Here is a 19158-nt window from a genome sequence, read left to right on the forward strand (position 1 = left end):
CGCCGGGGTTTTTTATATCCCCAAAACACCACTTATCCCCTGTGCGAGCCTGCTCGCGAAGGCGTCCGTAGCAGCTGCCGAGCCCGCGAGGCTGCGTTCGAGGACAACGTCCTCGCAATTCCTGCGTATACGGTTTGCCTGGAAAAACGCTTCGCCTGATTTTACGACCGCTCCGTCCAGATGCGGCCCAGACCGAACGCAGCCTCGCGTGCTCGGCAGCTGCTACGAAAGTGGATGTTTTCAGGTGTCCACAGGTGTTTGCGAAAAATGTGGAAAACAATATTCGCAACCTGTTAAAGCGCGACATAAAGCCGCTGCAAATAGTTGTTTTTCCACAGTTTTGACTTGTCCCCGTTTGCTGTGGAGCTGGCTGTGGGTAACATGGGAGCAACTGCCTGAAGGCCTTTAACGGCGTGGCTTGCAGGGTTGTGGTTGTTTTTTGATCAGGCATTTTTCAGCGGCCTTGAGTAAGCCTTGTCAACCTTTTTGTTGCCGCTGCCCGGCGCCTGAACAGTCGTTGCGCAGCCTGTGGATAAGTCTGTGGTTAAACTCTGGAAAGACTCGGCAAAGGGCCGTAATGACTGGCGTGTAGCCATCGTCCCGGTGACTGGCCGGTCGCACTGATCGATGCTGGCTACACTTGTCAGTGCCCAGGTCAAGCAAAAAACTTTCAAATCTGCCCGCAAAGCCTTGTAGATCGCGCGTCTCAAGGTTTGCACTTGCCCCCAAAGACTGTGGACGGGGCTGTGGATAAGGTGCGTGCAGTTGGCTGCGAGCCAGGGCGGCCAAGGCTTGGCAGCAGTTGAGCGTTTTTTGTACAGCGAACATGGCAGAGTTTTCATTTTCGCGGTTTTGGGTTCAGGTACTCTGCGCGCCTTGGCGCCCCCGAATGGGCGCTCGTCACTTGACGACATGGAGCCATTGCATGACCGATAGTCCCGCCTTTGCTCCTGTCGAGCCCGTCAGCCCGATGCGTCGGCTGCTCAAGCGAATGGGCTACGACCTGGCCGTGATGGATCTCGGTGGACGGGGACTGGCATTGATCGGCGGGCTGCTTTTGCTGGCCTGGATCAGCTCCGGCATCTACAAGGTCCAGCCGGATGAGCAGGGCATTGTGCTGCGCTTCGGGCGCTGGCAGCAGACCGCCGAATCCGGGCTGCACTATCACTTGCCCTATCCTGTCGAAACCGTCCTCCTACCCAAGATCACTCAAGTCAATCAGCTGCAACTGGGCACCAGTACCAGCGTGCAGAGCGCAGCGAGCAATGGCGCGCGCGACAAGCAGATGCTCACCGGTGACGAAAATATCGTCGAAGCCGATTGCACGGTGTTCTGGCGGATCAAGGACGCGCGACTCTACCTGTTTAAAATCAGCGACCCGGAGCGCTCGGTGAAACTCGCCGCCGAAAGCGCGCTGCGCGAGGTGATTGGGCGTACGCCGATTCAGTCGGTAATGTCCGACAAGCGTGCACAGATCGCCGATGAAACTCGCGACTTGCTGCAGCAGTTGCTGGACCGCGAACAGGCGGGGATTCTCGTCACTCAAGTGCAATTACAACGGGTCGATCCGCCGCCACAGGTGATCGATGCGTTCAACGATGTGCAGCGAGCCCGCGCCGACCAGGAGCGCGCCCGCAACGAAGCCGAAGCCTATGCCAATGACGTGATTCCCCGTGCCCGTGGCGACGCAGCGCGTATCACCCAGGAAGCCGAGGCTTATCAGGCGCAAGTCGGCAACCTGGCCGAGGGCGAGGCCAAGCGCTTTCTCTCGGTTTACAACAGCTACGTGCAATCCAAAGACGTCACCGCCTGGCGCCTGTACATGGAGAGCATGGATGAAGTCCTGAAAAAGGCTTCCAAAGTCATCATCGATTCTTCCGGCAAGGGCATGTCCGGGGTGGTGCCGTACATGCCACTGAGCGAGCCTGGCAAACCGCAGCAAAAGGACGCCCGACCATGAACCGCACCGTCAAAGGGTTGGCCGCAGCGGTCGTCGCGATTGCGCTCTGGGCGTTGACCGCCTCGGCTTATGTTGTTGATGAATCACAGCAGGCACTGATCATCCGCTTCGGTGCACCGATGGGCGTTGCCGGAGAGCCGGGGCTCAAGTTCAAGGTGCCGTTCAGCGACTCCATCGTGTTTTACGACAGCCGTCTGCAAACCCTGGCATCGCCGGCCGAACAAGTGATTCTCGGCGATCAGAAGCGGATCGAGGTCGAGACCTATACGCGTTTTCGCATTAGCGACCCGTTGCGGTTTTATCAGGCTGTCGGGACTCTGGATCAAGCCAATGCCCAGCTGACGCAAATGGTCAGTTCCTCGCTGCGTCGTGAGTTGGGCGAGGTATCGCTGCGTTCGTTGTTGTCGCCGGCCCGTCAGCAGGAAGTCGCGATCATCGAGAAAGACGTCGCCGACAAAGCCCGCGCACTCGGCATCGAGGTGACGGAGGTGCGCTTGCACCGCGCCGATCTGCCGTTGGAGGCCAGTCAGGCGATTTATGACCGGATGAAGTCCGAGCGCCAGCGCGAAGCCAAGGAGCTGCGCGCGCAGGGCTTTGAATGGGCTCAGCAAATCCAGGCCAAGGCCGACCGTGATCGCACGGTGTTGCTCTCGGAAGTCCAGCGCCAGTCGGCAATTACCCATGGCGAGGCCGATGCGGCGGCCAACCAGATCCTTTCGGCGGCGTTCAGCAAAGACCCGGAACTCTACAAGTTGTACCGCTCGTTACAGACCTACCGTCAGGCGCTGTCTGACAGTCAGCCGATGTTGGTGCTGACGCCTGATGCTGCGTTTCTCAAGCAGTTCCGGAACGGGCCGGCAACGACCAGCGGCAAGTAGCAACGGCCATGAATGATCTGTTTACAGGGCACCGGCCTGAGCCGTTCGCTGGGATGATGTTCCGATGACGCCGTCTTTTGCCAGGAAACCGCTCGATGTTATTTGATGGTGCGCTGCATGCACTGAGCATGGTCTTTGAGGTGTTCCTGCTGGACTTGATCCTGTCGGGCGACAACGCATTGGTGATTGCCCTGGCCTGTCGCGGGTTGCCGCCGGAACAGATGCGTCGGGCTGTATTGATCGGCACCAGCGGCGCCATCGTCCTGCGAGCGTTATTGACCACGCTGGCCGGCTGGTTACTGCTGGTGCCGTGGCTCAAGCTGATCGGCGCGCTGCTGTTGCTGGTGATCGCCATACGGTTGCTGACCGAGGAAGAGGCCAGCGAAGAGGGCGATTCGTCAGCCGGCTCGCCGCAGACGCTGGGCAGTGCAGTGGTCACGGTGCTGACTGCCGACCTGATCATGAGCATGGACAACGTGGTCGGGCTGGCGGCGGTGGCCCAGGGCAGTGTCTTTTATCTGGTGCTGGGCTTGCTGTTGAGTGTGCCGCTGCTGATGTTCGGCAGCCTGCAGATTACCCGGCTGTTACAGCGTCAGCCGGTGCTGGTGTCATTTGGTGCGGCACTGCTGGGCTATGTCGCCGGGGACATTGCGGTCTCTGATCCGGTGGTCGTGGGCTGGGTCAACAGCCAGTCACCGGCGCTCAATCAAGTGGTGCCCCTGTTGTGTGCGGTGTATGTGGTTCTTCAGGCTCGGATCATTCTTCGGCAACGTGCGCGGTTGCCCAAACCTGTGGTCGTGCAGCCGGTCGCGCGGGCGGTCAGGTTCCAGCAACCGGACAGCGAACCGGTTACGTTGCCGGTGGTGAAACCCGAGGTGGTCCTGACTGCATCGCCCGCGCCTGCAATTGAAGCATCCAATGATGAGCCGCCGCGGCGTCTGTTCGGCGATTACAACGGGCTGGCATTGGTGTTGGCGGGGCTTGCCGGTATTTTCGTGATCAGCGCTGCGTTGTATAGCCTGGTGAGCGGATTGTCCGGTGGCCTGCTGCCCACGCCGCAAAAGGACTATGCGTATGTCTGCACCGGGGCGAGCACCACCCTTTACTATCGACCCGGCGGCAGCACGATCCGGCTGGTCACGGGCGGCGGTGAAGCCAGCGGTTACGTGAGGTACAAGACCATTCTCTGGCAGACCCCGCAGAGCGCCCTCAAGGACTTGCACCTGACGCTCCCCGGCGAGATCGAGAAAACCAGCGCCACGGTGGTCACCCTCAATGGCGGCAGCTTCTCGCAGATCCAGTGCGCGCGCAGCCTGTGACGTAACCACCAATGACCCGGTTGCCGCTGCGCTCCGGGCCGGGCATGCTGCTGGTTGAGTTTTTATTCCAACGGCTGCGTATCAGCCCAAACCAGGAGAACACGATGTCCAACACCCTGTTTATTACCGGCGCGACGTCCGGTTTTGGTGAAGCCTGTGCCCGTCGTTTTGCCGAGGCCGGCTGGAAACTGGTACTGACAGGCCGTCGTGAAGAGCGTCTGAATGCCCTGTGCGCCGAATTATCGAAGCAGACCGAAGTCCACGGCCTGGTGCTCGACGTGCGTGACCGCAAGGCCATGGAGGAGGCAATCGCCAACCTGCCGCCGTCGTTTGCCAAGCTGCGCGGGCTGATCAATAACGCAGGCCTGGCCCTGGGTGTAGACCCGGCGCCCAAGTGCGACCTGGACGACTGGGAAACCATGGTCGACACCAACATCAAAGGCCTGATGTACAGCACTCGCCTGCTGCTGCCGCGCTTGATCGCCCACGGCCGCGGTGCCGGGATCATCAACCTGGGTTCCATCGCCGGCAACTACCCGTACCCGGGCAGCCACGTGTATGGCGCGACCAAAGCGTTCGTCAAACAGTTCTCGCTGAACCTGCGTTGCGACCTGCAAGGCACTGGCGTACGGGTGAGCAACATCGAGCCGGGCCTGTGTGAAAGCGAGTTCTCGCTGGTGCGTTTTGGCGGTGACCAGGCGCGCTACGACGCCACTTACGCGGGCGCCGAGCCGATCCAGCCGCAGGACATCGCCGAGACGATTTTCTGGGTCCTCAATGCCCCGGCGCACATCAACATCAACCGTCTGGAATTGATGCCGGTGAGCCAGACCTGGGGCGGGTTTGCGATTGACCGCAGTAGCAAGGCGTAAGTGTGGGGGGGAGGGGCTTGTCGGAACGCCGCACCACCCCGTTTGGGCCGCGTAGCAGCCCTGAAACCAGACACCACCTATGTCAGGCATACCGCGATCGACGGTTTGCGGCTGCTTCGCACCCGAGCGGGGGCAAACCCCCTCGCCACAGGCGGCAAATCGGTCAAAACATGGCATAAGGTACACTCCCTCTCGAAACCCCCACCGTACTCTGCGGTTTTCAGGGTTTCAGAAGGAGGAAATGTGAGTAACCGAGGTGAGCAGGTACTGCTCAAGCAATCGACCATCCTGATGTTCGCCGTGGCAATCGCGGCGATCGTCACGGGTTTTTTTTCTGGCTCCCAATCGATTTTGTTCGATGGGTTTTTTTCGCTGATCGCGACCTTCATCAAGGTCCTGATGCTGATCACCGCCAAGCTGATCGCCAAGGAAAGTAACCAGCGCTTTCAATTCGGCTTCTGGCACCTTGAGCCGATGGTGCTGCTGATCGAAGGCAGCTTCCTGCTGCTGATTGCGATCTACGCCTTTCTCAGCGGTATGTTCGGCATCATCAATGGTGGCCGCGAGATCGAACTGGGCCTGGTGATTCCTTTTGCGGGGGTGCTTAGCGTCGTCTGTTTCGGCTATTTCTTCTACGTCCGTTATCGCAATCGCACGTTGAAATCCTCGCTGATCCAGTTCGACAACATCAGTTGGCTGGTGGACGCGATGCTCTCGGTCGGCTTGCTGGTGAGCTTCCTCATCGCGTTGCTGCTCAAGACGCAGGGCTACGGCCAGTGGGCCGCTTACGTCGACCCGTCGATCCTGATCCTGCTGGCCCTGAGCATGCTCGCGCCGGCGTTCAAAATCCTCAGGCCGGCGTTACGCGATGTGCTGGGAATTGTTCCGGATCAACTGGATGACAAGGTTCGCCAGGTGATGGACGAGGCCAAGGCCGAGCATGGTTTTGCCGACTACATCTCGTATGTGCAGAAGCACGGACGGGCGCGGTTCATCGAGATTCACGTGGTATTGCCGGCGGATTACCGACTTGATGGCGTGGCCACGCTGGATGAACTGCGTGAGCGGATTTCGGCGAAGCTCGGCAAACCGGATGCGGCGCGTTGGCTGACCATCAGCTTTACCGGTGATCGCAAGTGGATTGCCTGACGGGAAGGTGACGTGTGGCGAGGGGGCTTGCCCCCGTTGGGTGGCGAAGCCGCCGCAATCTGGTCAATTGGATTTACCTGAAGAATCGCGTCGGCAAGTATTAGGGCCGCTACGCGGCCCAACGGGGCGGTGCGGCGTTCCGACAAGCCCCCTCGCCACAGAAGACTCAGCCGAAATATTCGATCAACCCGCGATAACAGGTCGCCAAATGGTATGGCGTGGTCGACGGCATGTCCTGGCGGCTGATCGCGCCATCTCTGTCCAGGCACTCGTACCAGCCACCGGTATGCAGGAAACGCTGTTGCAGGGCGTTCAATTGACGCTCAAGCAAGGCTTCGCTGTCTGGACGCAAGGTCAGGGCGCGCAGGTATTCGGCCTGGGCCCAGATGCGCTGGGTCTCATCACGAGGTCGGCCGTCCAGTTCAAGGTCGAGCATTGCTCGTACTGCCCCCGTTTGCTGATTAACGCCCAATTGTTCGGTGAGCGGGAATGCGCGGGTCAGCGAGGCGTGCAGTTTTGATCCGCGCAGCAACGCCGATGACTCCAGCAGGAAGAACCATTCGAATTGATGCCCCGGCTCAAACCAGTTATCCACAGCCCCCAGCGGTTTCTCCATCATCACCCCGTGCTGCGGGTCGATGAAGTGCTTTTGCATCGCCCCGCACAGTGCATTGAGCGCGGCCTCGACCGAGGCATCGTCGCGTACTGACAGCGTGGCGAGGAACGCTTCGGCCAGATGCATCAGCGGGTTCTGCAACGGCCCGGACTTGAGCGATGACCAGTCGCGGTCGAGGCTGGCTTCGTACAGACCGTCGTCTGTGGCGAAACGCTGAGCGACCACTTCCAGCGCGGCATTGAGCACCGATTCGACCAGTGGCTCGCGAACCTTGGCCCAGTAATGGGCGCAGGCAAACAGAATGAAGGCGTGGGTGTAGAGGTCTTTACGCTGATCCAGCGGCGCGCCATGGGCGTCGATGCTGTAGAACCAGCCGCCGTGTTCGGCATCGTGGAAATGCCGTTGCAGGGAGCGAAACAACGCAGCGGCGCGCTCTTCGGCAGCCGGCACGTCACCGATCAGGCTGGCGAACAGGTACAGCTGTCGCGCGCAGGCCATGGCCCGGTAGCGTTGTGGCGGCAATGGCTGGCGTTCGGCGTCCAGCGCTTCATACGGCAGCGCCATGTCTGAGTTCCAGCCGGGCCCTTGCCAGAGCGGCACGATCACGTCCTGGAAGTGCTGCTGCACAGTGGCGAACAGGGCGGTCAATTCAGGCTGGGAGGCGGAGCGGGGAGCATCGGGCATTGGCTGGCGTCGTCACGGCAGGAGTGTTTGCGCGACATGGTAGCAGGAGTTGTGCACGATGCTGTTTTTGTGGCGAGGGGGCTTGCCCCCGTTGGAGCGCGAAGCGGTCCTAAAATCGCATTCGCGTTATTTTTACGGCTGCTTCGCCCGAGCGCGGACCGGCCGACGGGGGCAAGCCCCCTCGCCACAGAGTCAGCCGGCGAGCAACCAGACTCCGGTTGCCGCTGAAGCAGCGCCGGCCAACCGAACCAGCGGCGCAGCGGCCTGAGGCAATACGCGCACCAATGCATAACCGGCGGCATGCAGGGCTGCGGTCGCGGCGACGAAGCCAGCGGCATACGCCCAAGGGCTGGACATCTCCGGCAGCTCCAGGCCATGCGCCACGCCGTGGAACAAGGCAAACAGTGCCGTCGCGCCAATCGCCAGGCTCAACGGTGGACGCACCGCCAATGCCACCGCCAGGCCCAGTGCGAGCACCGAGGCGGCAATCCCGCTCTCCAGCGCCGGCAGGTTCAAGCCTTCAAACCCGAGCAGACCGCCGATCAGCATGACGCCGACGAAGGTACACGGCAGTGCCCAGCGCGCGGCGCCCTTTTGTTGCGCGGCCCACAACCCCACGGCGAGCATCGCCAGCAAATGGTCGAGACCGCCAATCGGATGGCTGATGCCGGCCAGCAAACCGTTGTCGCCATGGCCAGGGTGGGCGAAGGCCAGTGCGGGCGTGAGCAGCAGGGCTGCGGCGGCGAAGATGCGTTTGAGTGTCATGAGTAAGCTTCCTTGTTGATAACGCCTGTGGATAAGTTTCAGGCTGCGGTCAGCAGCCCCTGGCGCTCGATGAAGGCGATGATTTCTTCAAGGCCCTGGCCGGTTTTCTGATTGCTGAAGACGAATGGCTTGCCACCGCGCATGCGTTGGGTGTCGCTGTCCATCATTGACAGCGATGCGCCTACCAGCGGCGCCAGGTCGATCTTGTTGATCACCAGCAGGTCGGATTTGCAGATCCCCGGTCCGCCCTTGCGCGGCAACTTGTCGCCGGCCGAGACATCGATCACGTAGATCGTCAGGTCCGAGAGTTCCGGGCTGAAGGTCGCCGACAGGTTGTCACCACCGGACTCCACCAGAATCAGATCGAGACCGGGAAAGCGTCGATTCAGTTGATCCACCGCTTCGAGGTTGATCGACGCATCTTCGCGGATCGCCGTATGCGGGCAGCCGCCGGTTTCCACGCCGATGATCCGTTCGGGGGCCAGGGCCTCGTTGCGCACCAGAAAGTCGGCGTCTTCGCGGGTGTAGATGTCGTTGGTGACCACCGCCAGGTTGTAGCGATCACGCAACGCCAGGCACAGCGCCAAAGTCAGCGCGGTTTTGCCGGAACCGACCGGGCCGCCGATACCGACGCGCAGAGGTTGTGTGTTCATGTGATTCTCCAAAATAACAGGCGCTAGGAACGGAACAGACGGCTGTACTGGCGCTCATGGGCCATGCACGCCAGGGACAGGCCGAAAGCCGCGCTGCCATAGTGTTGGGGGTCAAGGGTTGAGGCGTTCTGCTGAGCCTGTTGCAGCAGCGGCAGCAGTTCGCTGGTGAGGCGTTGTGCGGCTTGCTGGCCCAGCGGCAGGGTTTTCATCAACACCGCCAATTGATTCTCCAGCCAGCTCCAGAGCCAGGCGGCGAGTGCGTCTTGCGGGCTGATCTGCCAGGCGCGGGCGGCCAGCGCCCAGCCGAGGGCCAGATGCGGCTCGCTGCGTTGTGCGAGAAAGCTGCGGGCGACGTCATCCAGTTCTGGTAAGCCGTTGAGCAGTTGCTGCAGCGAATAGCCCATCTGCCGGCTTTCCTGATGCAGCTCGCGGGTTTCCCGGCTGGCGCGGTGTTCTTCACAGCGTTGCAGCAACTGTGGCCAGTCCTCATTGGCGGCGGCGGTGCAATGGGCAAGCAACAGCGGCGCTTCGAAGCGCGCCAGATTGAGCAGCAACTGATCGCTGATCCAGCGTTTGGCGGATTCCGGATCGCTTACGCGGCCGTTATCCACAGCCATTTCCAGGCCTTGGGAATAGCTGTAGCCGCCAATCGGCAGTTGCGGGCTGGCCAGACGCAGCAGCGCCCAGGCCGGGTTCATATGCGTACGCCGAACTGATGCAGTTTCGGCGGATAGTTGAAGTCCTCGTCGCCGTGCCGCGAATGGTGATGGCCACCACCATAGGCGCCGTGCTCCGGCTGGAACGGTGCTTCGATGTTTGCGGTCTGCGCACCCAGCTGTTCGAGCATGGCTTTGAGCACGTAATCGTCAAGCAGGCGCAGCCAGCCATCACCGACTTGCAGGGCAACGTGGCGGTTGCCCAGGTGATAGGCGGCGCGGGTCAGTTCGAAGGCGTTGGCGCAGGTGACATGCAGCAGTTGCTCGGGACGGGCACAGACACGGACGATGCGGCCGTCTTCGGCCTCCAGGCATTCGCCGTCGTACAGCGGCGGCTGCCCGCGCTCCAAAAACAACCCGACGTCTTCACCTTCGGCACTGAAACAGCGCAGGCGACTTTTACTGCGCGCCTCGAAGTTCAGGTGCAACTCGGCGGCCCAGACGGGTTGAGGGTCGATTCTGCGATGAATCACCAGCATTGGAAGGCTTCCAGCAAAGGACAATGCTCAGGCTAGAGCAAGGGGCTTGCCAATCGGACGAGACGTAGGAAAACCCTGTCAGAGCGTAGAAGGTGTTTCTGGATGTTGCGTGATTTTGAATAAGTGCGGGTGGGTTTGGTGCGCGGGGGTTTTGTATGCACCAATTTGTAGCGCAAAAAGATGTTGATCGTTCCCATGCTCTGCGCGGGAATGCCTCACTGGACGCTCTGCGTCCGCTTCGGCAGTGACGCAGAGCGTGGGAACGAGCATTGGCTACTCGGTACTGCCCAACCCTTGCCAGTGTTTGAGACCGATAAAGATAAAGCGCAGTTGTTGAGTGATCTTTGCCTGTGGCGTCAGGTGCGCGGGCAAGGCTTCGGCTGGCGGGTCGATGATGTCGGGGAGGGTGGCGAACACGCTTTTGACAATCAGGTCGGCCATGACCGACAACCCGGCAAAATTGAGGTGTTGCAGTTTGGGCATCAAGGACAGGTCGGCTGCCAGGTCCGAGCTGATGTTTTCGCGCAGTTTGCCGATGGCCAGGCGCACTGGCAGCGAGCCGCCATATTGTTCGCGCGCCAGAAACAGGAACTGCGAACGGTTGGCCGCGACCACATCAAGGAAAATTCGCACCGAGGCATCGATGATCCCGCCCATGACGAATTCATTGTGGCGCACCAGGCGGATGGTTTCGCGGAAGGTCTGGCCGACTTCGCTGACCAGTTCCAGCCCTAGCTGATCCATGTCGGTAAAGTGCCGGTAGAAACCGGTCGGGACAATACCAGCGGTTTTCGCCACTTCACGCAGGCTCAGGCTGCCGAATCCTCGGCCGCATTCCATCAGGTGGCGGGCAGCGTCCATCAAGGCGTTGCGGGTCTGTTGTTTCTGTTCGGCGCGGGGCAGCATCAGGCGGCTGACTTCTAATCAAGGACAGCGGCGCACTCTAGCAAATCAGCTTTGCTGGCGTCGAACTTGAGTAAAGGAAGGTGAGGCGGGGAGTACAAGCTACATAAAGTCAAAGCCCGATCCAGGAGATCGGGCTTTTTTCCGGGCCAGCATGGCCTTAGCTCAGGCTAGCGTTGCGTTCGATCACACGGTCACCACCACCTTCAGCCAGGGTTTGGCCTTGTGGAGTGTGGTCGGAACCGTCGGAAGCCAGGGTCTGACCTTGTGGAGTGCGATCGGAGCCGTCGGAAGCCAGGGTTTGACCTTGTGGGGTGCGATCGGCGCCGTCGGAAGCCAGGGTCTGGCCTTGTGGGGTGCGATCGGAGCCGTCGGAAGCCAGGGTCTGGCCTTGTGGGGTGCGATCGGAGCCGTCGGAAGCCAGGGTCTGGCCTTGTGGCGTGCGATCGGAGCCGTCGGAAGCCAGGGTCTGACCTTGTGGGGTGCGATCGGAACCATCGGAAGCAAGGGTTTGACCTTGTGGAGTGCGATCGGAACCGTCAGAAGCCAGGGTCTGACCTTGTGGTGTCTTGTCGTAGCCGTCCTGAGTGATCAGGCCTTTTTCTTTCAGGCGTTCGTTACCATTGGCACCATCGGCAACCGTTTGGCTGTAAACCGAGTGGCTGGATTTGACTTGCGGAGTTGCCTGATCGGCAGCTGGCAGGGCAAAAGCGGTGCTGGCTAACATCGAAAGGGTCAGGCTAAGCAGTACTTGGCGTTTCATGATCGGTTGCTCCTTGGGAGGGCTATAAAGTGGGTACGAAGTTAATGCTACTCTCGATAAGTCGATATAAAAGTTCATAAAGACAATGGTAATAATCAACGGAATTGATTGTTCGGCGGAAAGCCTCTAGAACGGACGTTTCCGCGGAGCGCTTTTGCACCGAGGTGGGTATTTTCGACTCACTTGCGGGTCGAAAAAGTGCGGGGGCGGGTAACGCGAGCTGTCTGATCGGTCAGGAAAGTTGGTTTTTTCATGTCTGAATGGAAGGAGCGTTAAACCTGCGGGTCATTTGCCAGTCGTAGCTCCTATAATCGGCCGATTTTTGGCCTAACGTTTCTATGCAGGCGTCGCAGTCAGGGCGCTGAGTCGCAATCAGGAGTTCTGTGCAATGACGCGCACTCGTAAAATTCTCGCCTGGGTTGTCGGCAGCCTCGTGCTGCTGATGGCCGTGCTGGTGCTGATCATCGCGTTCTTCGACTGGAACCGGATCAAACCGCCGCTCAACAGCAAAGTCTCCGAAGAACTGCACCGCCCCTTTGCCATCAACGGCAACCTGACGGTGGCCTGGAAACGTGAAGTCGATGAAGGCGGTTGGCGCGCCTGGGTACCGTGGCCGCATGTGATGGCCGAGGACTTGAGCCTGGGTAACCCGGACTGGTCGAAAAAGCCGCAAATGGTCAGCCTCAAGCGCGTCGAGTTGCGGATTTCGCCCTTGGCGCTATTGGCGCAGCGGGTGGTGATCCCGCGTATCGACCTCACTGAGCCCAATGCCGACTTGCAACGTCTGGCCGATGGTCGTGCCAACTGGACCTTCAAGTTCGATCCGAAAGACCCGAACGCCGAACCGTCTCGCTGGGTGGTAGACATCGGTGCGATTGGCTTCGACAAGGGCCACGTCACCCTCGACGACCAGACCTTGAACACTCAGCTCGACCTGCTGATCGACCTGCTGGGCAAGCCGATCCCGTTCAGCGACATCGTCGGTGATAAAGCCGCGAAGAAAGCTCTGGAGAAGGGCTCGGCGCTGCAAGACTATGTGTTCGCGCTGAAGGTCAAAGGCCAGTACCACGGTCAGAAACTGGCGGGCGAAGGCAAGGTCGGCGGGCTGCTGGCATTACAGGACGCGGCCAAGCCGTTCCCGTTGCACGCGCAGGTGAAGATTGCCGATACCAGCGTCGAATTGGCCGGCACCCTGACCGACCCGCTGAATCTCGGCGCGCTGGACCTGCGCCTGAAGCTGGCCGGCACCAGCCTGGGCAATCTTTATCCCTTGACCGGCGTACCCCTGCCGGCTTCGCCGCCTTACACTACCGACGGTCACTTGATTGCCAACCTGCGCCAGTCGGATGGTGCAACGTTCCACTACGAGGCATTCAACGGCACCATCGGCAGCAGCGATATTCACGGCGACCTGACGTATGTCGCCAGCCAGCCACGACCCAAGCTCAGCGGTGCGGTGGTCTCCAATCAATTGTTGCTCGCCGACCTCGCGCCGTTGATCGGCGCCGACTCCAACGCCAAGCAAAAGGCTCGCGGCGGCGAAAGCAAGCAGCCGGCGGACAAGGTGTTGCCGGTCGAGGAGTTCCATACCGAGCGCTGGCGCGATATGGACGCGGATGTCGAATTCACCGGCAAACGCATCGTTCAAAGCGAGAAGCTGCCGTTTACCGATCTCTATACGCACCTGGTGCTCAACGATGGTCAGATCAGCCTGGAGCCGCTGCGCTTTGGCGTAGCGGGCGGCAAGCTCGATGCGCAGATCCGTCTGAACGGCCTTGCCACGCCGTTGGAAGGGCGGGCGAAACTGACCGCGCGCGGCTTTAAACTCAAGCAGCTGTTCCCGAGCTTCGAAACGATGAAAACCAGCTTTGGGGAACTCAACGGTGACGCCGATCTCGCCGGTCACGGCAACTCGGTGGCGGCGTTGCTGGGCAGCGCCAATGGCGATCTGAAGCTGTTGATGAATGATGGTGCGATCAGTCGTCAACTGATGGAGCTGGCCGGGTTGAACGTCGGCAATTATGTGGTCGGGAAAATCTTTGGCGACCAGGACGTGAAGATCAACTGCGCGGCGGCAGACTTCGACGTCAAGACCGGTCTGGCGACCTCCCGGCTGTTTGTGTTCGACACCGAGAACGCGATCATCTACATCGACGGCACGGCGAACATGGCCAGTGAGCAGCTCGACCTGACCATCACGCCGGAGTCCAAGGGCGTGCGGCTGATCTCGTTGCGTTCGCCGCTGTATGTGCGCGGTAAGTTCATCAAGCCGGATACCGGTGTGAAGGGTGTGCCGCTGATGTTGCGGGGCGCGGGGATGGTGGCGCTGGGCGTGATTGCCGGTCCGGCGGTAGGGTTGCTGGCATTGGTAGCGCCGAGTGGCGGTGAGCCGAATCAGTGCGCACCATTGTTGGAGCAGATGAAGGCAGGTAAGGCACCGAAGACCGTCAAGGGTTGAAGAAGGCCCCGACAGCGGCTTTGAGCGTCAATGGCGTTCGAAACGCCATTAATGCCCCGCATGCCTTTGGCGCTTCAGTCTTTCATTTAGTGTATTAATGCAGTTGGATTGACGTGAAAAAGGTGGGTGTCTACCTTGCTACCCAGCTTTCCAGTTACTTGGCTTCTGATGGCGTCGTACTTGTCTTCCTGCAGATGGGTAGACCATAAGAAGGTCTCGGGGTCGCCAAGAATAGTCTTTTGGGAGATCACTTGATCGAGAATTGTGATGTCAACGGAGCGGGAAGTTTTGAACGATATTTTTAGTGAAAGGGTTGTTTTGTTTTCGAATACAATTGTCAGAAGCGTGCTGATGTTGAAAGTGGAATTTTCACTGGGTAAAAAGTTGCCGGGGTTAACGTCGGGAATGTGTTTTATTTGAATTTTATTCACTATCGCCTCAATGATCGGGGAATCATCAGGCAGCTGTTTTATGATGGTAAATGCGTTGCTAAGTTGTTGTAATTGCCCTTCCATTAATGCGCTGGATAAACCTGTCTTTGCAAGGGTCAAAAGACTCGAAGGTTCTTTCTTGATCGTTCGGCTTTCGAAGCTGTTGACTGTCCAGAACAAGGTGTTCAGGGTTTTTCGGTAAGCATTGAGTTCAGTGTCGGGAGTGCTGTTGGCAATCAGTTGCGCCAGTAGGCTGGAATGCAAAATATCTTTTTTATAGCCTTCGGAGTGTGAGCCGTAAAAAAGTGTAATGTTTCCGTCAACGACGTAAATGTCGGGTGTCATAGACTTCATAAAAGCTCCGGGAAAATGAAATGAAAGCGGGTTGACGGGAACGGAGGCCATGAGTGCTCATTGGCCTCGGTTTTCATCAATTTACTTGAATGTAATTATTAGAAACCCGGAATGCTCTCCAGGAAGTCTTCGGCAGCCTGGCCAAGCTTCTTAAGAACGGAAGCACGTATTTGGTCATAGATACCCACGTTGAGATAAACGGCCGATGCTGCCGATTTTACAGCGGTGGATTGAGTGGTCGACTTCCACCAGAGAATGCCCCGAGTGCTTTCCCTGACATCCACGGATGTGCAGTTAAGAATCATCATTGGCGAACCTTCGCGGGTTTGCCAGACTGGCGACATGTCAAACTTGGCTTCATAGCCAATTTTGGCATTGCGATTGTAAATATTGATCAATCCTTCATTATTTTTCACGCCTTCCACGGCTTTGCCAGCGAGCGCCAGCAATTGTGGGGCATTTGCACCCACCAGGCCCTGAAGTATCTCAAAGGCTACAGCATCCATGGTGAGGCCGGTTTTACGGATGTTTATATCCTTGGTTTGGGACGCCTGGGTGACCCAGCCAAGTTTGGCAAGGCTCTCGGTGTAATACTTGTACCACTCGTGCAGTTGCTTGATTGGGTCATACAGTTGTGTTGCGGCGTTTTGAACTAGTAACTTGCAGTTGTCAACGTCTTTACGGTTTTGCTCCGAGACGCCGGGTATGTAAATGTTCATCATTTCCGGACCGACTGTAGCGCTTTCTTTGTTTGGGTCGATCGGTGGGCTGAACGTAGCGATTCGAGGTGTAAAGCTCGAAGCTGGTAAAACAGGAAGCGTATCAAGAAATTCGAGGCGTTGTTCAATATGCATAAATAGAGTCCTTGTTGTTTGATTGCAGACCTCTTGTCTGTGATTTGAAATATAAACAACTGAGGCGTTATGTCGAGTGTGCGTTTGTAACTCGATGATTGTTGCGGGGTGTTTCTGTGGTTGTTAGTATAAGAAGGCGTTGTTTTTTTCGGGGGTATTAAGAATGTGTGCGATTATTTGGCTGCGCTAAGACCGCTGCTGTTACACGTCTCTGAATATAATCGTCATGTCGCCGGTGTGTCCGCTACTTAAGTGTGAGTGATTGGTGTGAAGTAGCGAGCCGGGAATGTCATAGACTGGTCGTGAAGGTGTCATCCTCGGGGGGCGATGCTCGTGAGCGACATCTTGCATCCCGCCTTGGGCCTTCTTACTCGATCACAAGGATGTCTGCCCATGTCGCAAGAGACCTCCACGCGTTACCCCTTGGTGCTGGTCCCGGGAATGCTCGGCTTTATTCGGCTGCTGTTCTATCCCTACTGGTACGGGATCATTTCGGCGCTGCGCCGGGGTGGGGCGACAGTGATCGCGGTTCAGGTTTCGCCGGTCAACTCCAACGAAGTGCGCGGTGAAGAGTTGTTAGTGCAAATCGATGAAATATTGCGCGAAACCGGTGCAAGCAAAGTCAATCTGATTGGCCACAGCCAAGGTTCGCTGACCGCCCGTTACGCTGCCGCCAAGCGCCCGGACCTGATAGCCTCGGTGACGTCGGTAGCGGGGCCCAACCATGGCTCGGAGCTGGCGGACTACCTGCACAAACACTGTCCGCCCAACAGTGCGAAAGGCCGTGTGCTGAGTGCGTTGTTGCAACTGGTCGCGTGGTTGATGGGCCTGCTGGAAACCGGTCATCCCAGGCACAAATGGCCGGTGGATGTTCATGCCTCGCACGACTCGCTGACCAGCGAAGGGGTCGCGCTGTTCAATCAGCGTTATCCACAGGGGTTGCCCGAGACCTGGGGCGGGCATGGGCCAGAGTTGGTCAACGGCGTGCGCTATTACTCGTGGTCCGGGACCTTGCAACCGGGCAAGACCGACCGTGGCGGTAACCTGTTCGACGGCACCAACCGCAGCTGTCGCTTGTTCGCCACCACCTTCGTCCGCGAAGCGGGGCATTGCGACGGTATGGTCGGGCGTTACAGCTCGCATTTGGGCACGGTGATTGGCGATGAATACCCGCTGGATCACTTCGACATCGTCAACCAGTCGCTGGGGCTAGTGGGCAAAGGCGCCGATCCGCTGCGGTTATTCGTCGAGCATGCGCAGCGACTGAAGGCGGCGGGGGTCTAGCCGCTTTTGTGGCGAGAGAGCTTGCTCCCGTTGGGTTGCGCAGCAGCCCCAAAACAGGCGACCGCTTCGCGGTCGAGCGGGAGCAAGCTCCCTCGCCACAGGGGATCAGGTGCGGCCTAACACCGTGGTCCAACGCTCCGAAAGAATCACTCCGCCCAGCGTCAGCACGCCACCCACCAGGTGATACAGCGCCAGTTGCTCATGCAGCACCACCGCCGCAATCAATGCGGTAATCAGTGGCAGCAGGTTGAAGAACAGCGTGGTTCGGCTTGGCCCCAGACGCACCACCGCTTGCATCCACGCCAGTGGCGCGAGCATCGAGGCCAGCAGGCAGGCATAAAGCACCAGTGGAATGTTCTGCAAGGTCAGGCCAACTTTTGGCGAGGCCAGGAACAGCGGAAACAGCACCACCACCGCCACCAGCACCTGCAAATACAACAGCACCAGCGGCGGCAAACGCAGCTGCCATTTTTTCAGCAAGGTGCTGTAGACCGCATAGGCCAGGGTCGCGATCAGCATCATCGCATCGCCCAGGTTGACCCCGTGTTCCAGTAGCACACCCAGGCTGCCGGACGAAACCACCACCAGCACGCCGGCAAACGACAGCACCGCACCGGCCAGCGCGCCGGCGGTCAGCCGTTGGCCGAGGCTGATAATCGCCATGGCCAGTGACATCAACGGCATCAGCGACAGGATGATGCCCATGTTGGTGGCCGAGGTCAGCGTTGCGGCGAAGTAGGCCAGGCTTTGATAGACCGCCATGCCAAGCACGCCGAGGACGAAGACCTTGCCCAGGTTCGGGCGAATGACCGTCCAATGACGTATCACCGGTTTGAGCATGAATGGCGTGAACAGCACTCCGGCGAGCAACCAGCGATAGAAACCGATCTCGGCAGGGAAGATCGCGCCGACCGCCAGTTTGTTGATCACGGTGTTGCCGGCCCAGATGAAAATGGCCAGCAGGGGATAAGCATATTGCATGGGAAAAACCAGAACGTTGATGACGGGGTGATTATCGCCTGTCTGGATGCGCGCCTATACTTCAATCCAGACAACCTGCCCCTGATGACAGACAGCATGAACAGTAAACACATCGATCTGCTGGATTTCAGCGAACTGCCGGCCCCCGTGTACTTCCGCTATGCCGACTTTGATGCCCACCGCTTTGCCTCGGCTCACCGTCATCAGTGGGGCACGCTGGAGTATTCGGCCCACGGCGTATTGCACATGGAAATCGGCGGCAGCCGCTTCATGTCGCCGCCGCAATACGCGGTGTGGGTGCCGCCGCAGACCGAGCACAGTTTCTACAGCAACCAGCCGATCAATTACCGCGCGGTTTGCCTCGCGCCGCCACTGTGTCGCGATCTGCCGCAACAGGCCTGCACGCTGGCGATCAGTGACATTCTCAAGGCAATCCTCAAGGACTTCGCAGCCCGCGACGTCAAGATCCCCGAGCGCCCGGCAGACAAGCGCCTGGCCGAGGTGTTGGTCGATCAGCTTCAACAAGCTCCGGTGCATAACTGTTATTTGCCTTACGCCAGCAGCGCCGGATTGCTCAGTGTGCTCGAAACCTTGCAGGCATCACCGGGCGACAATCGGCCACTGGCGCAGTGGGCCGAGCAGATCCACGTCAGCGAACGAACCCTGGCCCGGCAGTTTGTTCGGGAACTGGGCATGAGCTTCGGTGAGTGGCGCCAACGCCTGCGTTTCCTCGCTTCGATCGAAGCACTGGACAGCCAGCGCAGCATTCAGGAGATCGCCTTCGATATGGGCTACAGCACGTCGTCGGCGTTTATCGCGATGTTTCAGCGCCAGGCCGGTTGTACGCCCGAGCACTACCGTCGATACAAGGTTTTTTGAACGGTTTGATGACACGTTGAATCGGCTGTTGGTTATATCGATTCATGAAACTTCAGCAAGAAATATCTTACGGTCTAATCAGACTTGCACTCCATTAATGGGCCGCCGAGCGTTGTACGCTTTTAGCGATGCGGCGCCACTATTTATTAAGGGGCTGTTC

At 59.0% G+C, this 19158-nt stretch carries 18 protein-coding genes; 8 read left to right on the top strand and 10 right to left on the bottom strand.

The annotated features are described in order from the left end of the window. Positions 1 to 925 precede the first annotated feature (925 nt). The 5 genes from hflK to AABM55_RS02840 all read left to right on the top strand — a co-directional run bounded on the left by hflK (position 926) and on the right by AABM55_RS02840 (position 6178). On the top strand, positions 926 to 1960 hold the full coding sequence (hflK, locus tag AABM55_RS02820; protein ID WP_054595388.1) for an FtsH protease activity modulator HflK: 1035 nt from the start codon (positions 926 to 928) through the stop codon (positions 1958 to 1960). Beyond that, positions 1957 to 2838, top strand: coding sequence for a protease modulator HflC (locus tag AABM55_RS02825; protein WP_347928763.1), 882 nt, complete (start codon positions 1957 to 1959; stop codon positions 2836 to 2838). The genes hflK and AABM55_RS02825 overlap by 4 nt, the downstream gene beginning before the upstream one ends. Positions 2839 to 2933: 95 nt before the next feature. Beyond that, the gene (locus AABM55_RS02830) at positions 2934 to 4157 is read left to right on the top strand and encodes a YjbE family putative metal transport protein (protein ID WP_347928764.1); all 1224 of its coding nucleotides are present in this window, start codon (positions 2934 to 2936) and stop codon (positions 4155 to 4157) included. A gap of 104 nt (positions 4158 to 4261) precedes the next feature. Continuing rightward, positions 4262 to 5029, top strand: coding sequence for an SDR family oxidoreductase (locus AABM55_RS02835; protein WP_145016416.1), 768 nt, complete (start codon positions 4262 to 4264; stop codon positions 5027 to 5029). Positions 5030 to 5272: 243 nt separating this feature from the next. After that, positions 5273 to 6178 (top strand): cation diffusion facilitator family transporter, encoded by a 906-nt coding sequence (locus AABM55_RS02840; protein WP_054595392.1) that lies wholly within the window; start codon positions 5273 to 5275, stop codon positions 6176 to 6178. Between the two features lie 166 nt (positions 6179 to 6344). Here the strand turns inward: AABM55_RS02840 and AABM55_RS02845 are convergent, their stop codons facing one another. The 7 genes from AABM55_RS02845 to AABM55_RS02875 form a co-directional block, all read right to left on the bottom strand. Next, the gene (locus AABM55_RS02845) at positions 6345 to 7478 is read right to left on the bottom strand and encodes an AGE family epimerase/isomerase (protein WP_347928765.1); all 1134 of its coding nucleotides are present in this window, start codon (positions 7476 to 7478) and stop codon (positions 6345 to 6347) included. 192 nt (positions 7479 to 7670) lie between these two features. Further along, positions 7671 to 8243 (bottom strand): HupE/UreJ family protein, encoded by a 573-nt coding sequence (locus tag AABM55_RS02850; protein ID WP_103316276.1) that lies wholly within the window; start codon positions 8241 to 8243, stop codon positions 7671 to 7673. Between the two features lie 38 nt (positions 8244 to 8281). Next, a complete protein-coding gene (ureG, locus tag AABM55_RS02855) occupies positions 8282 to 8896 on the bottom strand; it encodes an urease accessory protein UreG (RefSeq protein ID WP_054595395.1) in 615 nt (204 codons plus the stop codon). Positions 8897 to 8919: 23 nt separating this feature from the next. Then, positions 8920 to 9594 carry an urease accessory protein UreF gene (locus AABM55_RS02860; protein ID WP_347928766.1) on the bottom strand — a complete coding sequence of 225 codons (675 nt, stop codon included), beginning with the start codon at positions 9592 to 9594 and terminating at the stop codon, positions 8920 to 8922. After that, positions 9591 to 10091, bottom strand: a complete 501-nt coding sequence (gene ureE / locus AABM55_RS02865; protein WP_054595397.1) for an urease accessory protein UreE — start codon at positions 10089 to 10091, stop codon at positions 9591 to 9593. The genes AABM55_RS02860 and ureE overlap by 4 nt, the downstream gene beginning before the upstream one ends. A gap of 273 nt (positions 10092 to 10364) precedes the next feature. After that, the gene (locus AABM55_RS02870; protein WP_054595398.1) at positions 10365 to 10997 is read right to left on the bottom strand and encodes a TetR family transcriptional regulator; all 633 of its coding nucleotides are present in this window, start codon (positions 10995 to 10997) and stop codon (positions 10365 to 10367) included. 157 nt (positions 10998 to 11154) lie between these two features. Next, positions 11155 to 11757: a hypothetical protein gene (locus AABM55_RS02875; protein WP_347928767.1), complete on the bottom strand. Its 603-nt coding sequence runs from the start codon at positions 11755 to 11757 to the stop codon at positions 11155 to 11157. A gap of 388 nt (positions 11758 to 12145) precedes the next feature. Here AABM55_RS02875 and AABM55_RS02880 point away from each other — a divergent pair, with 388 nt between their 5' ends. Then, positions 12146 to 14215, top strand: a complete 2070-nt coding sequence (locus AABM55_RS02880) for an AsmA family protein (RefSeq protein WP_347928768.1) — start codon at positions 12146 to 12148, stop codon at positions 14213 to 14215. A gap of 86 nt (positions 14216 to 14301) precedes the next feature. On the opposite strand, the gene AABM55_RS02885 is transcribed toward AABM55_RS02880, so the two are convergent. Both AABM55_RS02885 and AABM55_RS02890 read right to left on the bottom strand, forming a co-directional pair. Then, positions 14302 to 15051: a hypothetical protein gene (locus AABM55_RS02885; RefSeq protein WP_347928769.1), complete on the bottom strand. Its 750-nt coding sequence runs from the start codon at positions 15049 to 15051 to the stop codon at positions 14302 to 14304. Positions 15052 to 15098: 47 nt separating this feature from the next. Beyond that, entirely contained in the window at positions 15099 to 15854 is a 756-nt protein-coding gene (locus AABM55_RS02890; RefSeq protein ID WP_054595402.1) for a hypothetical protein, read from the bottom strand. Positions 15855 to 16247: 393 nt separating this feature from the next. Here AABM55_RS02890 and AABM55_RS02895 point away from each other — a divergent pair, with 393 nt between their 5' ends. Then, positions 16248 to 17138, top strand: coding sequence for a triacylglycerol lipase (locus tag AABM55_RS02895; protein WP_347928770.1), 891 nt, complete (start codon positions 16248 to 16250; stop codon positions 17136 to 17138). A gap of 105 nt (positions 17139 to 17243) precedes the next feature. Here the strand turns inward: AABM55_RS02895 and AABM55_RS02900 are convergent, their stop codons facing one another. Further along, a complete protein-coding gene (locus tag AABM55_RS02900; RefSeq protein WP_347928771.1) occupies positions 17244 to 18119 on the bottom strand; it encodes a DMT family transporter in 876 nt (291 codons plus the stop codon). Between the two features lie 96 nt (positions 18120 to 18215). Between AABM55_RS02900 and AABM55_RS02905 the strand changes: the two genes are divergently transcribed. Further along, positions 18216 to 18998, top strand: coding sequence for a helix-turn-helix transcriptional regulator (locus AABM55_RS02905; protein WP_173859974.1), 783 nt, complete (start codon positions 18216 to 18218; stop codon positions 18996 to 18998). Positions 18999 to 19158: the final 160 nt, after the last annotated feature.

The sequence above is a fragment of the Pseudomonas helvetica genome, from assembly GCF_039908645.1.
Classification (GTDB): domain Bacteria; phylum Pseudomonadota; class Gammaproteobacteria; order Pseudomonadales; family Pseudomonadaceae; genus Aquipseudomonas; species Aquipseudomonas helvetica.